Annotated in this window: 14 protein-coding genes; 13 read left to right on the top strand and 1 reads right to left on the bottom strand. The window is 58.3% G+C overall.

The window, feature by feature from the left end; genetic code table 11:
* The first annotated feature begins 1 nt into the window (after position 1).
* From HEQ17_RS08675 to ettA, 10 genes are all read left to right on the top strand, one after another.
* Positions 2-1,396, top strand: a complete 1,395-nt coding sequence (locus HEQ17_RS08675; RefSeq protein WP_296292371.1) for a P-loop NTPase fold protein — start codon at positions 2-4, stop codon at positions 1,394-1,396.
* On the top strand, positions 1,393-2,265 hold the full coding sequence (locus HEQ17_RS08670; RefSeq protein WP_296292370.1) for a GIY-YIG nuclease family protein: 873 nt from the start codon (positions 1,393-1,395) through the stop codon (positions 2,263-2,265). The genes HEQ17_RS08675 and HEQ17_RS08670 overlap by 4 nt, the downstream gene beginning before the upstream one ends.
* Positions 2,262-4,145 carry an ATP-binding protein gene (locus HEQ17_RS08665; RefSeq protein ID WP_296292369.1) on the top strand — a complete coding sequence of 628 codons (1,884 nt, stop codon included), beginning with the start codon at positions 2,262-2,264 and terminating at the stop codon, positions 4,143-4,145. The genes HEQ17_RS08670 and HEQ17_RS08665 overlap by 4 nt, the downstream gene beginning before the upstream one ends.
* 35 nt (positions 4,146-4,180) lie before the next feature.
* On the top strand, positions 4,181-4,981 hold the full coding sequence (locus HEQ17_RS08660) for a DUF3037 domain-containing protein (RefSeq protein ID WP_296292368.1): 801 nt from the start codon (positions 4,181-4,183) through the stop codon (positions 4,979-4,981).
* A gap of 251 nt (positions 4,982-5,232) precedes the next feature.
* Complete coding sequence (locus HEQ17_RS08655; protein ID WP_296292367.1) at positions 5,233-5,475, top strand: AbrB/MazE/SpoVT family DNA-binding domain-containing protein; 243 nt, start codon at positions 5,233-5,235, stop codon at positions 5,473-5,475.
* Positions 5,476-5,538: 63 nt separating this feature from the next.
* The gene (locus HEQ17_RS08650) at positions 5,539-6,108 is read left to right on the top strand and encodes a nucleotidyltransferase domain-containing protein (protein WP_296292366.1); all 570 of its coding nucleotides are present in this window, start codon (positions 5,539-5,541) and stop codon (positions 6,106-6,108) included.
* A complete protein-coding gene (locus tag HEQ17_RS08645) occupies positions 6,105-6,557 on the top strand; it encodes a DNA-binding protein (protein WP_296292365.1) in 453 nt (150 codons plus the stop codon). The genes HEQ17_RS08650 and HEQ17_RS08645 overlap by 4 nt, the downstream gene beginning before the upstream one ends.
* On the top strand, positions 6,554-8,059 hold the full coding sequence (locus HEQ17_RS08640) for a class I SAM-dependent DNA methyltransferase (RefSeq protein WP_296292364.1): 1,506 nt from the start codon (positions 6,554-6,556) through the stop codon (positions 8,057-8,059). The genes HEQ17_RS08645 and HEQ17_RS08640 overlap by 4 nt, the downstream gene beginning before the upstream one ends.
* Before the next feature lie 8 nt (positions 8,060-8,067).
* The gene (locus tag HEQ17_RS08635) at positions 8,068-9,018 is read left to right on the top strand and encodes a 3'-5' exonuclease (RefSeq protein WP_296292363.1); all 951 of its coding nucleotides are present in this window, start codon (positions 8,068-8,070) and stop codon (positions 9,016-9,018) included.
* A gap of 83 nt (positions 9,019-9,101) precedes the next feature.
* A complete protein-coding gene (gene ettA / locus HEQ17_RS08630) occupies positions 9,102-10,763 on the top strand; it encodes an energy-dependent translational throttle protein EttA (RefSeq protein ID WP_296292362.1) in 1,662 nt (553 codons plus the stop codon).
* A 64-nt stretch (positions 10,764-10,827) separates the two neighbouring features.
* Here the strand turns inward: ettA and HEQ17_RS08625 are convergent, their stop codons facing one another.
* Positions 10,828-11,454 (bottom strand): response regulator, encoded by a 627-nt coding sequence (locus tag HEQ17_RS08625; protein ID WP_296292361.1) that lies wholly within the window; start codon positions 11,452-11,454, stop codon positions 10,828-10,830.
* 197 nt (positions 11,455-11,651) lie between these two features.
* On the opposite strand from HEQ17_RS08625, the gene HEQ17_RS08620 reads away from it, so the two are divergent.
* The 3 genes from HEQ17_RS08620 to HEQ17_RS08610 are packed head-to-tail and all read left to right on the top strand — an operon-like array spanning position 11,652 to position 15,433.
* Positions 11,652-13,370, top strand: coding sequence for a long-chain fatty acid--CoA ligase (locus HEQ17_RS08620; RefSeq protein WP_296292360.1), 1,719 nt, complete (start codon positions 11,652-11,654; stop codon positions 13,368-13,370).
* Positions 13,367-14,386, top strand: coding sequence for an LLM class flavin-dependent oxidoreductase (locus HEQ17_RS08615; protein ID WP_296292359.1), 1,020 nt, complete (start codon positions 13,367-13,369; stop codon positions 14,384-14,386). Before HEQ17_RS08620 ends, HEQ17_RS08615 begins: the two co-directional genes overlap by 4 nt.
* A 27-nt stretch (positions 14,387-14,413) precedes the next feature.
* On the top strand, positions 14,414-15,433 hold the full coding sequence (locus tag HEQ17_RS08610) for a methionine synthase (protein ID WP_296292358.1): 1,020 nt from the start codon (positions 14,414-14,416) through the stop codon (positions 15,431-15,433).
* Positions 15,434-15,482: the final 49 nt, after the last annotated feature.

Below are 15,482 nucleotides of genomic sequence, written 5' to 3'. Positions count from 1 at the left end.
GATGAAATTCCGACTGGCTGAGATTGAGGTTTCTGACGATGATCCATTCAAGCATGATTCCCTGCAGCGCGAAGACGTTGTCGAGTTCGTCGGCAATCTGATCAAGCAACTTGAAGGCCCGTTCGTTCTGGCTTTGGATTCTCCTTGGGGCACAGGTAAGACAACCGTGGTCAACATGCTTCGAGCTGTACTTAAGAAAGACGAATACACCACTGTTTATTTCAATGCATGGAAAGAGGATTACGTCAGTGATCCTTTGATTCCTATGGTTGCGGTAATTGATGACATAAAAATCGAACAAGCCGGCGTGTTTCAGCAGCGTATGGCTAAGGTTAAAAAGGTTGTATCAACCGTAGCCAAAAGAGGTTTGGTTGCGGGCGTCAAAGTCGGCACGATGGGCGTGTTAGATCTGGACAAGGTTCAAGAGGATGTCCTATCGAACGAGTCAGGTAAAGCAGCTGAGGATTTGATCGAGTCTTTCAAAAAAGAAAAAAGGTCACTTGAAACATTTCGCGAGACTCTTGAAGATGCCGTTCAGGCTATTGGTGAGGGTGAGCTGCAGCGTCCATTGGTCTTCTTCATTGACGAGTTGGATCGTTGCCGCCCAAGCTTTGCAATTGAACTCCTTGAGAGGGTGAAGCATCTGTTTGATGTGAAGAACATCGTGTTTGTTCTTTCGGTAGACAAAAAACAACTGGAGGCTATTACTGCGGCGGTTTATGGTGAGCGGATAGATGCACTCGAATATCTGAGACGCTTCATTGACCTTGATTTTTCTCTACCACTGCCACATACCAAGGCCTACACCAGAGAGCTGATCAAACGGTTTGATTTAAAGGATTTTTTTGAAGCGCGAAGGAAGCACTCTTCACTTGCATACGATCATGACCATTTTGTAGAGGCCTTTACGTTATTGGCTGCTACTTTTGATTTGTCTTTGAGAGTTCGTGAAAGGTGTTTGACTCGCTTGGCAGTCGTATTGATGCAGACACCCGATGATCATTATTTAGACCCAATTGTTCTGTCGCTGCTGATCGTGCTCCGTCTGAAACGTCTGGATTTGTATGAGGGCTTGATTTCGGGTGTTACAGCGCCCCAAGATTTCATGGAAACATTGAGGTCTATACCCACTTCTCGGAAATTTTTTGAATCACGATTTGCGAAATCTTTAGAAGCGTATTTGATTATTGGAGATGTGATTTCTGAGCGGTCGCAACAGCTTTTGAAACAAGCAGAAGAGTTTTCCAAGCTTAGCCCTGACACAGAAAAAGGGCGACGTGCGCGTACATTGCTTGAGATGAGTCGAACAGTTGGGGGTGATTGGGGACGTGATTTTTCACTCAAGCATGTTGCAAATAAAGTTGATTTGTCGGCTCGAATTGGCGATCTACTGTGATCCCTTTCTCCCTTCGAATCTTCGTCGCCGATGGTGACCCCGATGGCCTGCGCATCGTCGAGCGGTCCAACTGGGTGGGCCGCGCGCTGGTGTTTCCGCGTGCGGCCTGGGCGCAGCCCAGCGTGGCCGATCGGTCCGAGCTGCAGCAAACCGGCGTGTACTTGCTGTTGGGCCCGCGTGAAGACGGCGAGGGCGACCGGCTCTACATTGGCGAGGGCGATCCGATCAAGCCGCGCCTGGCCTCGCACCACAGCGGCACCGCCCAAAAGGATTTCTGGACGCGGGCAATCTGTTTTGTCTCTATGGGGCAGGCGCTCAACAAGGCGCATGTGCAGTTTTTAGAGGTGAACCTGATCCGCCTGGCCAAGCAGGCCAAGCGCGTGCCTTTGGACAACGCCAACCAACCCACCGAGCCTACCCTCAGCGAGGCCGACCGCGCTGACATGCAGGTGTTCTTGCAGCACATGCTGGGCATGCTGCCAGTGCTGGGCGTGCATGCCTTCGAACAACCACCCCAAGCCCTCGCCGCCAGCGCGCCCGAACTGATGTGCACAGGCAAAGGTTTGGAGGCCAGGGGCTACGAATCTACGCAAGGGTTTGTGGTTAAGGCGGGGTCACAGGCGGCAGCCATCTTGGTGCCATCGATGCACAAGCATTTCCCTGGCTTTGTGGCTTGGCGTGAAGAGCTCATCGGCATGGGCGTATTGGCACAACAGGGCGCGCATTATGTTTTTACGCAAGACTACGTGTTCAGCTCCCCCAGCGCTGCCAGCGATATGGTGCTGGGCCGCAGCTCCAACGGGCGGGTGGAGTGGAAGGATGCGCAGGGGCGAGCGCTTAAGTCTTTGCAGGAGAATGGGGCAGCATGAGACAACTTGACCTCTTCTCCGCCCTGCAGTCCAGCACCGAAGGCATAGACACCGAATTCAAGTCGGCACGCGGTGGCATGCCCGGCAGTTTCTGGGAGTCGTATGCCGCCATGGCCAACACCCAGGGCGGCACCATTGTTTTGGGCGTGGCCGAAAAGGCGTCTGGCCTGGTGTGGGAGGGCGTGCCCGATGCCGCGCAGTTGCGCACGGTGCTGTGGAGCCAGCTGAACGACCGGCACAAGATCAGCGCCAACCTGCTGCGCGACGACGATGTGCGCACGGTGGAAGACGAGGGCCGGCAGTTTGTGGTGGTGAACGTGCCGCGTGCCTCGCGCCTGCAGCGCCCGGTGTTTGTGGGGCCCAACCCCATGACAGGCACTTATCGCCGCGCCGAAGAGGGCGACTACCGCTGTTCAGACGATGAGGTGCGCCGCATGCTGGCCGACCAGTCCGACACGCCAGCCGATTCCCAAATCGTGGAGCATTTTGGCCTTCCAGACTTTGACCCCGACACGGTCAAGCAATACCGCAACCGCTTTGCATCCCGTGCGCCAGACCATCCGTGGCTGTTGTTGGACGATGCCGCTTTGTTGACCAAGCTGAGTGCCTTGCGCCGTGACCGGGCCACAGGTCTGGAAGGTGCCACCGTGGCGGGCCTTTTGATGTTCGGCCGTTTTGAAGCACTGCGCGATGCGCTGCCAGGTTTTCATGTGGATTACCGCGAGCGCATGTCCGATGACCCCGCTGTGCGCTGGACCGACCGCGTGGTGCCCGACGGCACCTGGGAAAACAACCTGTTCCAGTTTTATGTGCGGGTGATGCAACGTTTGTCGGGCGACTTGAAGATTCCTTTTCAGCTGGACCGTGAGCTGTACCGCAAAGACGACACCGCCGTACACGAGGCTTTGCGCGAGGCGGTGGTGAACGCTTTGGTGCATGCCGACCACCGTGGTCAGGGCGGTGTGGTGATGGAGCGCTACCCGGATCGGATTGAACTGTCTAATCCTGGCTCGCTGCTGGTGTCGCGGGTGCAGTTGCTGCAAGGCGGCGTGAGCGAGTGCCGAAACAAGAGTTTGCAGCTGATGTTTCAGCTCATGGGCGGTGGCGACAAGGCGGGCTCGGGCATGGACAAAATTCGGGCAGGCTGGCGTGCGCAGCACTGGCGTTCGCCCCGGCTGGAAGAGTCTTTGCAGCCTGACCGCGTGAAGCTGGTGCTGCCCATGGTGAGCCTGATCCCGCAAGAGGTGGACCAAGCACTGCGCTTGCGCTTTGGTGACCGGTTTGCCAAGTTGGACAAAACAGCGGTTCAGGCGGTGGTGACCGCCCAGGTGGAGGGCAGTGTGACCAACGCCCGCATGCAGGAAATCACAGGGGAACACTCGAAAGACATCACCGGCGTGTTGCAAACTTTGGTACGCGATGGCCTGCTGACGCAGCAAAACCAGCGGCGCTGGGCCAGCTACCGCGTGGCGGGGGACTCCCCCCAATTGGGCGAGGACTCCCGTCATTTGGCGGGGGACTCCCCCCAAAGCTCCCCCCAATTGCCCGGGGACTCCCCCCAATTCGGCGTGGACTCCCCCCAATTCGACCGATTGGCTGGTTTGTCAGCCGAGGTATTGGCGCTTTTGCCATTAGCAGAACCTGCCAGGAAAAACAAAAAACTGGCAGTGCCACAACTGAAAATCGTTATCGGGCAATTGTGTGCCGGTCAATGGTTATCGACATCCGAACTTGCTGCGCTGGTTGATCGAGACGCGGATAAGTTGCAAACCCGTTTCTTGACGGCGATGGTGAAAGACGGGATGTTGGAGCTGCGGCACCCAGATGTGCGCAATCGTCCGGATCAGGCCTATCGCGCCGTTGCCAAACGCACGCCATGAATGTCACTTTGTGCCCGGCTTGAGAGAGGTTTTCAATGACACACGTCGCTCGTTATTCCTTTATTCGTTTTCTGCCCTATGCAGAAACGGAGGAGTTCGCCAACGTGGGCATCGTGATCCATGCGCCTACAGCACGCTATTTCGACTTTCAGCTGTCCAACAAGTGGCGTCGTCTGAGTGGCTTTTTTGACAAGTTGGATCGGCGTGTCTTTGCTCAGGGTGTAGCAGCCTTTGCCGAAGAATTGGCCCGCACCCGTGATATGGCTGCCAAAGTGGCAGAGCCGTGGATATTTGATGATTTGGTGCGCCCACGCGAGGCCTTGTTTCGGTTTTCTGCCGTGCGTGCCGTGATGACGGAGTCTCCCCAAGCTAAGCTGCAAGAGTTGTTCGATCACTATGTTGATCACGACTTTGCAACGCCCGAATATCAGGAAAAACTGATTGAGAAGGCGATTCGCGGCGTGCTGCGGCGTGAGGGCTTGGGCGGCCGGTTCCAAAGCGCCAAACTCGGTATGGACGGCCTGCAATTCAAGGTGCCGTTTGCCGAACTGGATGCTGATGGCAAGGCCTTGCGCGTGATTAAGCCCATGCACTTGGCCTACGAAGAGCCCCTACGCATACTGGACCATGGCAACCAATGGCTGGGCCGCTTGCGTCATTTGGAGCGTGTGAACGCCATGCCCAAGTCCATGCTCTTGGCTGTGACCCAACCGCCTGTTGAGTCTGACCGCTTTGGCGCGTTTGAGGAAGTTCGACGCGATCTCGCCAACATGGGTGCAGTGTTTGCTGCGTCCAATGACGAAGAAGCCTTGCTGCGCTTTGCTCAGGCGGCATAAACCCGGTTCTGTGGCTCTCGACTCCCGTCATTTGAAGAGGGACTCCCCTCATTTGATGCGGAACTCCCATCATTTGACGGGGAACTCCCGTCATTTGACGGGGGACTCCCGTCATTTGAGACCCGAACTCCTGTCATTTGCAGGGATGGCACGACTCAAAGCCCAGGTGTGCCCAATCGACCAGATCAGGCGTATCGCTCGGTTGTCAAACGCGAACCATGAATTTTTCACTGAGCCCAGGAGATGCTCCCATGCTGACCAAACTCAATGCCAAAAACCAGATCACGCTGCCCAAGAGTCTGATGCAAGCGGTGGGGCCGACCGACTACTTTGATGTACAAGCCAATGGCGGGCAGATCGTTTTGACGCCTGTGCGCTTCGTCGCGGCCGATGCAGTGCGTGCGAAGCTGGCCGAACTGGGCATCACAGAGACCGACACGACCGCTGCCGTTAATTGGTCGAGAACGCAAGCGCCCAGGCTCATGGCGGGTTGATGAGGTCAGCAGCACTTCCATGATTGTTCTTAATATTGCTTCATTTGAAGCTAAAATTGCTTCATGACCAGTTTGGCACATTTTTTATTGGGGCAGTCACGCTCTGCGGTGCTCAGCGCTTTGCTGCTGCGGCCAGAGGTGGCGTTGCATGTGCGTGAGCTGGCGCGGCTCACGAACGTATCGCCGGGTTCGCTGCACCGAGAACTTCGCAATCTGGCCGATATGGGTTTGCTGCTGCGTCAAGAAACGGGCCGACAGGTGTATTACCGGGCCAATGTGCAATGCCCCATTTTTCAAGAACTGGCTGGCTTGCTGCGCAAAACAGCCGGGTTGGTCGATGTGCTTCGTCAGGCATTGGTGCCGCTGGCGGGAAAGGTGGAGATGGCTTTTGTTTATGGCTCCATGGCCAGAGGACAAGAGCATGCACACAGCGATGTGGATGTCATGCTGGTGGGGGATTTGGACTTTTCTGAGGTGGTCTTGGCTTTGTCAGACGCTCAGCAAGCCATTGGGCGAGAGGTCAACCCCACCGTGCTTTCAAGGGACGAATTTGATGGCAAGTTGGCGCAGCCAGACAGTTTCGTGGCTCAAGTCTGGCGCGGCAGCAAGCTTTGGCTGGTGGGGGAACCATGAGCCTTGAAAATCTGCTCAAGATCAATCAGCTGCAGCGGCACACGGCCACTGCGGATGAAGTTCAGCGCTTGTTAGCTGCTGCACAACGCAATTTGGCTGACAGTGCTGTGCAGGGTTTGAGCGATGAAACCCGGTTTGACGCGGCCTACAAAGCCATCATGCAATGCGCCATGGTGGGTTTGATGGCCAACGGCTATAGGCCTTCCACCACCACACCAGGGCATCACCAAACCATGATCCAGACGCTGGGTTTGACGTTGGGTGTTGATAAAGCTGTTTGGATTGTTCTAGATTCACTTCGCAAAAAAAGAAACCTCAACGACTACTCGGGTGACTTGATAGAACCGGCTGCAGTGCGCAGCTGTGTGTCACATGCACAGCAACTGCTGAGTCAAACGCGGCAGTGGCTCAGTGCACGTCGACCAGACCTTCTCAATACTTCAACATGAACACCACCACCCACACCCTCGTCCAGAAGCTTTGGAACTATTGCAGCGTGCTGCGCGACGATGGCATGAGCTATGGCGACTATGTGGAGCAGCTCACCTATTTGCTGTTCCTCAAGATGGCCGACGAGCGCAGCCAGCCGCCCTACAACCAGACCAGCATCGTGCCCGCCGCTTATGCCTGGCCTACGCTGCTGGTGCGCGATGGCGATGACTTGTTTGACCATTACCGCCACGCACTCGAAAAGCTGGGCCTCGAAAAGGGCACGCTGGGCCTGATTTTTGCCAAGGCGCAAAACAAGTTCCAAGACCCGGCCAAGCTGCGCCGCGTGATCGTGGACCTGATCGACGCCGAGACTTGGACGGTACTGGGTGCGGATGTGAAGGGCGATGCCTACGAGGGTTTACTGGAGAAAAACGCGCAAGACACCAAGAGCGGCGCGGGCCAATATTTCACGCCGCGCGCGTTGATTGCGGCCATGGTCGAGTGCATCGACCCCAAGCCCGCCGAGCGCGTGTGCGACCCGGCCTGCGGCACGGGCGGCTTTTTGTTCAGCGCCCACCAGCATGTGGTGGACCGCCACCCCAACCTGACCAAGGACGAAAAGAAGCACCTGAAAGAAAGCGCCTTTGTGGGCTTTGAGCTGGTGCAGGCCACAGCCCGTGTGTGCGCCATGAACATGCTGCTGCACGGCATCGGCTCCGAAAAGTCGGTGCCCGTGCGCGTGGGCGATGCGCTGGGCTCAGACCCTGGCGAGCGCTTTGAGGTGGTGCTGGCCAACCCGCCGTTTGGCAAGAAGAGCAGCACCGTGATCGTGGGCGAGGACGGCCGCACCAGCACCGAAAAAGACACGATCGAGCGCGACGATTTTTGGGCCACCACCAGCAACAAGCAGCTGAACTTTGTGCAGCACATCAAAACCCTGCTGGCCATTCATGGCCGTGCGGCGGTGGTGTTGCCCGACAACGTGTTGTTTGAAGGCGGCGCGGGCGAGACCATTCGCAAAAAGCTGCTGCACGAGTGCGATCTGCACACGCTGCTGCGCCTGCCCACGGGGCTGTTTTACGCGCAGGGTGTGAAGGCGAACGTGCTGTTTTTTGACAAGAAACCCGCGTCCGAGACGCCATGGACGAAAAAGCTCTGGATTTACGACCTGCGCACCAACAAGCATTTCACGCTCAAGACCAACCCGCTGCGCCGGGCCGATCTGGACGAGTTTGTAGAGCTGTACAAGGTGGGCAAGCGCCACGAACGGGCCGAGACCTGGAGCGCCGACAACCCCGATGGCCGCTGGCGTGCGTATGGCTACGACGAGCTGATCGCCCGCGACAAGACGAGCCTGGACATTTTTTGGCTCAAAGACGACAGCCTGGCCGACAGCGACAACCTGCCGCCGCCTGCCGTGATCGCGCAGGAAATTGTGGAAGACCTGCAAGCGGCGTTGGAGCAGTTCAAGCTGATTGCGGGTGATTTGGGGGCCGAAGTGCCCGAAGAGGCGGTTTAATAACGCCTATGACCAAAACCCAACAAATGAGTTTTTTCGACGCGCCTGTCGATTCGCCCACCAACCCCGAAGCCATGGCCCAGGCGCTGGCGCAGCACCCCGACTTTCGCGTCTTGCGCCGCTTGGTGCCGCACAGCGATTACGGGCCTGTGAGTGGGCAGACCACCCAGCGCGTGATCGTGCTGGACACCGAGACCACCGGGCTGGACAGCAAAACCGAAAGCATCATCGAGCTGGCCATGTTGTCGGTGCTGGTGGACACCGTGACCGGTTTGCCCGCAGGTCCGGTCACCATTTACGAATCGTTTGAAGACCCGGGCAAGCCGATTCCGGCCCAGATCACCGAGATCACCGGCATCGACGACAGCATGGTCAAGGGTTTGCGGATCGACGATGCGGCCGTGACCGCGCTGGTGCAGCAGGCCGATTTGATCGTGGCGCACAACGCTGGCTTTGACCGGCCGTTTGTCGAGGCGCGTTTGCCGGTGTTTGCAGGCAAGGCCTGGGGCTGCTCCTTCATGGGCATCGACTGGAAAAAAGAGGGCAGCGGCTCGGCCAAGCTGGAGTTTTTGGCGTCTGAGCGCGGCTGGTTTTACGACGCGCACCGGGCGCAGGTGGACTGCCATGCCTTGTTGCAGGTGTTGGCCTCGCCCTTGGCCGATGGGCAGACGGGTTTGGCGCGCCTGTTGGCGGGGGCAGACCAGACGCGCTACAAATTGCGTGCCACGGGTGCGCCGTTTGAATCCAAAGACAAACTCAAAGCCCGCGGGTACCGCTGGGACGGCGAGGGCCGAGTGTGGTGGTGCAGTTTGGCCTCGGAGGTTCTGCTGGACGCCGAGTTCGAATGGCTGCGCGATGAGGTTTATGGCCGCCGCAGTGCCCGGGTGCAACTGGAGGCCCTGGACAGCCGGGTGCAGTATTCGGCGCGATCAGGGCGCTTGATGGAGCGGACCGTCTGAGTTTTTTACCTTCAAACCCTGGCAAGCGGGGATAATGTCAGGTTGCACGCGCTGCAACCGCGCTTTTATATTCAGGTTTACACATGGCTCAATACGTATTTTCGATGAACCGGGTTGGCAAGATCGTGCCCCCGAAGCGTCATATTCTCAAAGACATTTCGCTGTCTTTCTTCCCCGGTGCCAAGATTGGCGTGCTGGGCACCAACGGCTCGGGCAAGTCCACTTTGCTCAAGATCATGGCGGGCATCGACAAAGAAATCGAAGGCGAAGCCATTCCGATGGCGGGTCTGAAGATCGGTTACCTGCCGCAAGAACCCATCATGGACCCAGAGCAGACCGTGCGTGAAGCCGTCGAAAGCGGCATGGGCGAAGTCAAGGCCGCGCAAGCCCGATTGGAAGAGGTGTACGCCGCTTACGCCGAAGAAGACGCCGACTTTGACGCATTGGCCGCCGAGCAGGCCAAGCTCGAAGCCATCATTGCCACCGCTGGCGATGCATCAGAGCACCAACTCGAAATCGCGGCCGACGCGCTGCGCCTGCCCGCTTGGGACGCCATCATCGGCAAACTGTCTGGCGGTGAAAAACGCCGAGTGGCCTTGTGTCGTTTGCTGCTCTCGCGCCCCGACATGTTGTTGCTGGACGAGCCCACCAACCACTTGGACGCTGAAAGTGTGGATTGGCTGGAGCAGTTCCTGTCGCGTTTTTCGGGCACCGTGGTGGCCATCACCCACGACCGTTATTTCCTGGACAACGCCGCCGAGTGGATTTTGGAGCTCGACCGCGGTTCCGGCATTCCTTACAAGGGCAACTACTCCAGTTGGCTGGAGCAAAAAGAAGCCCGACTGGAGCAGGAGCAACGCACCGAAGATGCGCGCTCCAAGGCCATGAAGAAAGAGCTGGAGTGGGCGCGTGCCAACCCCAAAGGCCGACAGGCCAAAAGCAAGGCGCGTCTGGCCCGCTTTGAAGAGTTGTCTGACTACGACTACCAAAAACGCAACGAGACCCAGGAGATCTTCATCCCTGTGGCCGAACGTTTGGGCAACGAGGTGTTCGAGTTCAAGAACGTCAGCAAGTCCTTTGGTGACCGTGTGCTGATCGACAACCTGAGTTTCCAGGTGCCTGCGGGCGCCATCGTGGGCATCATCGGCCCCAACGGTGCCGGTAAGTCGACCCTGTTCAAGCTGATCGCGGGCAAAGAGCAGCCCGACAGCGGCGAGGTGAAGATTGGCCAAACCGTGCGCATGGCCTTTGTGGACCAGAACCGCGATGACCTGGACAACAACAAAACCGTGTGGGAAGACGTCTCGGGCGGTCTGGACATCATCAACGTGGGCAAGTTCCAGATGGCCAGCCGCGCGTATTGCGGGCGCTTCAACTTCAACGGCGGCGACCAGCAGAAAAAGGTGGGCATGTTGTCGGGCGGTGAACGCGGCCGTTTGCACCTGGCCAAAACCCTGATCGAAGGCGGCAACGTGTTGCTGCTGGACGAACCCTCCAACGACCTGGACGTGGAAACCTTACGTGCTTTGGAAGATGCGCTGCTGGAATTTGCAGGCTCGATCATGGTCATCAGCCACGACCGCTGGTTCCTGGACCGCATTGCCACGCACATTCTGGCCGCCGAAGGCGACAGCCAGTGGGTGTTCTTTGATGGCAACTACCAGGAGTACGAAGCCGACAAGAAAAAGCGTCTGGGCGAAGAAGGCGCCAAACCCAAGCGCGTGCGCTTCAAGGCTTTGAAGTAAGTGGTAGCCTGCATGCTCTGAAAAAAAACGGGCCGCATGGCCCGTTTTTTGGAAGGCGTTGACCTCAACTCAAAGCGACGGCGTGGTCCATTTTTCGGCCTGCAACGAGGGCGGTGAAAAAACCATTTAACCATTGAGTGCTCACTGGTTTTGCCATGAAAATGGTGCCCTCGGGCAAGCCCCCTTTGGCCGTAATTTCATCTTGGGACAAGGCTGAAATGACCAGGCAAGTCATGCGCTGAAACTGTTCGGATTGTTTGAGCGTTTTGAGCAACTCAAAGCCATCCACACCTGGCATGTTCAAGTCGGCGATGAGTACATCGGGCTGAATGCTGGCCATGTCGATCAAGGCTTCCAGACCCGAGGACATGGCTGTGCAATCGACAGGCATGTCGCAGCGGTTGCAAAAGTCGCGAATCATGTCGCGGGTTACGGGGTCGTCCTCCACCAGCAAAACACGCAGTCGGTTTTCCTTGGTCTCCAGTGGATTGAGCAGCATGTTGTGCTTTTTCTGGTAGTCACGGATGGAGGGCATGGAGATGCGTCGGTGGCCACCTTGCGTCTTCCAGGCTTGGAGTTCGTTTTTTTCCACCAAAGTCTGAATCGTGCCCACGGACAAACCCAGTAACTTGGCAGCATAGGTGGTACCACAGTAGTCTTCAGGGGTGTCGGGGTTGAGACGTGTTTGCATGGTGATATCTTAGTGACAAAAATAACAATAATAAATTCTATTGCCAATTCGCGATGATAAAAACAACATTTTGAGACATATTTGTGATCACCGAATGGATGGCGGCCGGGGGTCTCGCTTGCGACAAACGCGACAAACAGACCGGGCGCAGACGCTCAGCACCTGATTAACATGGTGAAAAACACAGGAGACCCTCGATGCCCGTTCATGCTGCTGTATGGCCTGCCCGTTTGCCCGCCGCAATCAGCGCGCCCACCACATCCTTGTGGATGAATCTGTCCATCAGCGCCACGCGGTATCCCGACAAGGCTGCGTTGGTCTTCATGGGGCGGGTGTGGACTTACTGCGAATTGATGGCCAGCGCCGAGCGCCTGGCGGATCGGCTGCGCGGCCTGGGCGTAAAGCCGGGTGACCGGGTGGTGTTGAACATGCAAAATTGCCCGCAACTGGTGATCACGCACTTTGCCATCTTGCGCATCGACGCTGTGGTGGTGCCCGTGAACCCGATGAACCGGGTCGAGGAGCTCAAGCACTACATCACCGACCCTGACACAAAAGTAGCGGTGACCACAGCCGATTTGGCACCTGATCTGGCGCAGGCCAGCGCTGAGCTGATACCTGAGCAACGATTGAAGCACCTGGTGGTGACGCAGTTTACCGATGTGTTTGACCCCGAGACATTGGGGACACAAGACATGCCGCAGACCTGGCGGTCCTGGTTGTTGCCGATTCGGGCCATGCCCACGCTCGTGGATGGACAGGTGCATGCTTGGGCCGACTGGATGGCTGCTCCAGCGCTGGATTTGCCGACGCCCCAGGCCAGGACGGACGATCTGGCGATCTTGCCTTACACCAGTGGCACCACCGGCTTGCCCAAGGGTTGCATGCACACGCACGGCACCATCATGCACAACGCCATGGCCAGTGGTTTGTGGGGCAATGGCACGCCTGAAAACGTGACCTTGTGTGTGGTGCCCATGTTCCACATCACGGGCATGGTCAGCGTCATGCACACCAGCATTTTCCTTGGGGCCAGTCTGGTGCTGATGCCGCGCTGGGACCGCGATGTGGCAGGTCATTTGATTTCCAAGTGGCGCGTCACGCACTGGACCAACATCCCGACCATGGTGATCGACTTGCTGGGCAGTCCGTTCATGGACCGTTATGACCTGAGCAGTCTGGTCTACATCGGCGGCGGCGGTGCGGCCATGCCCGAGGCGGTGGCCCAGCGCTTGCGTGATCAGTTCGGGCTGCGTTATGTCGAGGGTTATGGCCTGACCGAAACCGCCGCCCCTTCGCACACCAATCCGCCCGACGCGCCCAAGAAGCAGTGCCTGGGCATCCCTTTCATGAACGTGGAGTCGCGCATCGTCGATCCAGAGACGCTGGTTGAGTTGCCGCCTGGTGAGCCCGGCGAGATCGTGATCAGCGGCCCGCAGGTGTTCAAGGGTTACTGGAAGCGGCCCGAGGCCACAGCGGCGGCTTTCTTCGAGCGCGATGGCTTCCGGTTTTTCCGCTCGGGCGACATGGGTCGGGTTGACGAAGAGGGTTACTTTTTCATGACCGACCGCTTGAAGCGCATGATCAACGCCAGCGGCTTCAAGGTCTGGCCTGCCGAGGTCGAGGCGCTGATGTTTCGCCACCCGGCGATTCAAGAGGCTTGCATCATCGCCACCCGCGACGCTTATCGGGGCGAGTCTGTCAAGGCGGTGGTGGTTTTGCGGCAAGACCACAAGGGCAAAGTCAGCGAGCAGGACATCATCGACTGGTGCCGTGAGAACATGGCGGTGTACAAAATGCCCCGCACCGTGAGTTTTGTTGACGCCTTGCCCAAAAGCGGCAGTGGCAAAGTCATGTGGCGGGCACTGCAAGAGGCCGAAATGGCCGCTTTGGCCCCCGAAACAAAAACCACATGAGCTTGAAACTTTCCGTCCTTGACCAGTCTGCCGCCGCCGAAGGGTGCGGGCAAGACGCCACCATTCGCCAGACCCTGGCGTTGGCCGAAAAGGCCGAAGCCTTGGGCTACCACCGCTTTTGGGTGAGCGAGCACCACAGCCATCCCAGCATCGTGGGCAGCGCCCCTGAAGTGCTGATGGCGGCCATTGCCGCCCGCACCCGGCGCATTCGCATTGGCAGCGCGGGCGTGATGCTGCCGCATTACGCGGCCCTCAAGGTGGCCGAGCAGTTTCGTGTGCTCGATGCTTTGGCCCCGGGTCGCATTGATCTGGGTGTGGGCCGCGCGCCGGGCAGCGATGGGCGCACCGCCCAGTTGCTCAACCCCGACCGCAACGCCTCCGAGCGCTTTCCGCAGCAGGTCATGGAAATCCAAGCCTGGGTGAGCGGGCACAACTTGCCGCCAGGCCACCCGGGACACAACGTCTACGCCTACCCGCAGTCGGCCACTTCGCCCGACGTCTGGATGCTGGGCAGTTCGGACTACGGTGCTCAGTTGGCGGCGCACTTGGGGCTCCCTTATGCGTTTGCTTACTTCATCACCGATGGGCAAGGCGCTGACGAGGCCCTGCAGATTTACCGCGAAACTTTCCGGCCCAGTGCGGGCCTGCAAAGGCCATCCGCAGCCCTGTGTGTTTGGGCCTTGGCCGCCGATACCGACGAAGAGGCGCTGCGCCTTTTTGAAAGCCGTGCTCGCTGGAAGATGGACCGCAACCTGGGCCGCATCGGTGCGCTGCTGCCACCCGAAGAAGCGGCGCGCGCCTACAGCCCGGCCGAGCAGTTTGCGCTGGAGCGCTTGCGCGAGTCGGCCTTGATCGGCTCGGCCGCCACGGTAGGCCGCAAGCTGCGCCAATTGGCGGCCCGGCTCGAAGTGGACGAGTTGGTGGTCATCACCTGGACGCATGACCCTGCCGCGCAAATGCGCTCTTACGAGTTGCTCGCCCAAGAATTTGGATTGACGGCAAACTCCACGCTTTGATTTGTTTAATCCCTCAAGATTTTTGACATGTTCACCACTGCAATCGCTGGCAGCTTGCCCAAACCCGCCTGGCTGGCCGAAACCGAAAAACTCTGGCCCCAGTGGACCACCCAGGGCCCTGAGTTACAGCAAGCCAAGGCCGACGCCACGCTGCTGTGGATCAAGGCCCAAGAAGACGCGGGTCTGGATGTGATCGGTGACGGCGAACAAGCCCGCCAGCACTTTGTGCACGGCTTTGTCGAGCAGATCGAAGGCATCGACTTTGAGAACAAGGTCACCATGGGCATCCGCAACAACCGTTACGACGCGCAGGTGCCGCAGGTCGTTGCGCCGCTGCGCCTGAAGGGCCGCGTGCACGCTTTCGAAGCCCAGCTGGCCCGCGCCCATACCAAGAAAAAACTCAAATTCACCTTGCCTGGCCCGATGACCATTGTTGACACCGTGGCCGACCGCTTTTATGGCGACAAGGTGAAGATGGCCATGGCCTTTGCCGAGTTGCTGAACCAAGAGGCGCTGGCGCTGCAAGCCGACGGCGTGGACATCATCCAGTTTGACGAGCCCGCCTTCAACGTCTACATGGACGACGCGGCCGACTGGGGTGTGCAGGCGCTTGAAATCGCCGCGCGGGGCCTGACTTGCACCACCGCCGTGCACATTTGCTACGGCTACGGCATCGAAGCCAACAACAACTGGAAAAAGACGCTGGGCGACGAATGGCGTCAGTATGAAAAGGTGTTCCCGGCCCTGGCCAAGAGCAGCATCCAGCAAGTCAGCCTGGAGTGCATGCACTCGCATGTGCCGATGGAGATGATGAAGCTGCTCGAAGGCAAAGACGTGATGGTCGGCGTGATCGACGTGGCCAACCCGGCCATAGAAACACCCGAAGAAATCGCAGATGCGATTGGTCGCGCCTTGCAGTTTGTGCCCAAGAACCGATTGATCGCCTGCACCAACTGTGGCCTGGCGCCCATGAGCCGAGCTGTGGCTGAGGCCAAGATCAAGGCTCTGGCCGAGGGTGCCAAGCTGGCCAGCCAGCGTTACGCCTGAGAACCCTTGTCCAGAGGCAAGGAGTGGGTGAGCGGGTTATGCTTGCCCC

Source organism: Limnohabitans sp. (assembly GCF_023910625.1).
GTDB lineage: Bacteria > Pseudomonadota > Gammaproteobacteria > Burkholderiales > Burkholderiaceae_C > Limnohabitans_A.
The sequence above is the reverse complement of the archived record's forward strand: the minus strand, read 5'-3'. Positions and strand labels throughout refer to the sequence as shown.

Coding starts and splice junctions, on each gene's coding strand:
- HEQ17_RS08675 (WP_296292371.1), top strand. CDS start 2: ATGAAATTCCGACTGGCTGAGATTGAGGTTTCTGACGATGATCCATTC.
- HEQ17_RS08665 (WP_296292369.1), top strand. CDS start 2,262: ATGAGACAACTTGACCTCTTCTCCGCCCTGCAGTCCAGCACCGAAGGC.
- HEQ17_RS08660 (WP_296292368.1), top strand. CDS start 4,181: ATGACACACGTCGCTCGTTATTCCTTTATTCGTTTTCTGCCCTATGCA.
- HEQ17_RS08655 (WP_296292367.1), top strand. CDS start 5,233: ATGCTGACCAAACTCAATGCCAAAAACCAGATCACGCTGCCCAAGAGT.
- HEQ17_RS08650 (WP_296292366.1), top strand. CDS start 5,539: ATGACCAGTTTGGCACATTTTTTATTGGGGCAGTCACGCTCTGCGGTG.
- HEQ17_RS08645 (WP_296292365.1), top strand. CDS start 6,105: ATGAGCCTTGAAAATCTGCTCAAGATCAATCAGCTGCAGCGGCACACG.
- HEQ17_RS08640 (WP_296292364.1), top strand. CDS start 6,554: ATGAACACCACCACCCACACCCTCGTCCAGAAGCTTTGGAACTATTGC.
- HEQ17_RS08635 (WP_296292363.1), top strand. CDS start 8,068: ATGACCAAAACCCAACAAATGAGTTTTTTCGACGCGCCTGTCGATTCG.
- ettA (WP_296292362.1), top strand. CDS start 9,102: ATGGCTCAATACGTATTTTCGATGAACCGGGTTGGCAAGATCGTGCCC.
- HEQ17_RS08625 (WP_296292361.1), bottom strand. CDS start 11,454: ATGCAAACACGTCTCAACCCCGACACCCCTGAAGACTACTGTGGTACC.
- HEQ17_RS08620 (WP_296292360.1), top strand. CDS start 11,652: ATGCCCGTTCATGCTGCTGTATGGCCTGCCCGTTTGCCCGCCGCAATC.
- HEQ17_RS08615 (WP_296292359.1), top strand. CDS start 13,367: ATGAGCTTGAAACTTTCCGTCCTTGACCAGTCTGCCGCCGCCGAAGGG.
- HEQ17_RS08610 (WP_296292358.1), top strand. CDS start 14,414: ATGTTCACCACTGCAATCGCTGGCAGCTTGCCCAAACCCGCCTGGCTG.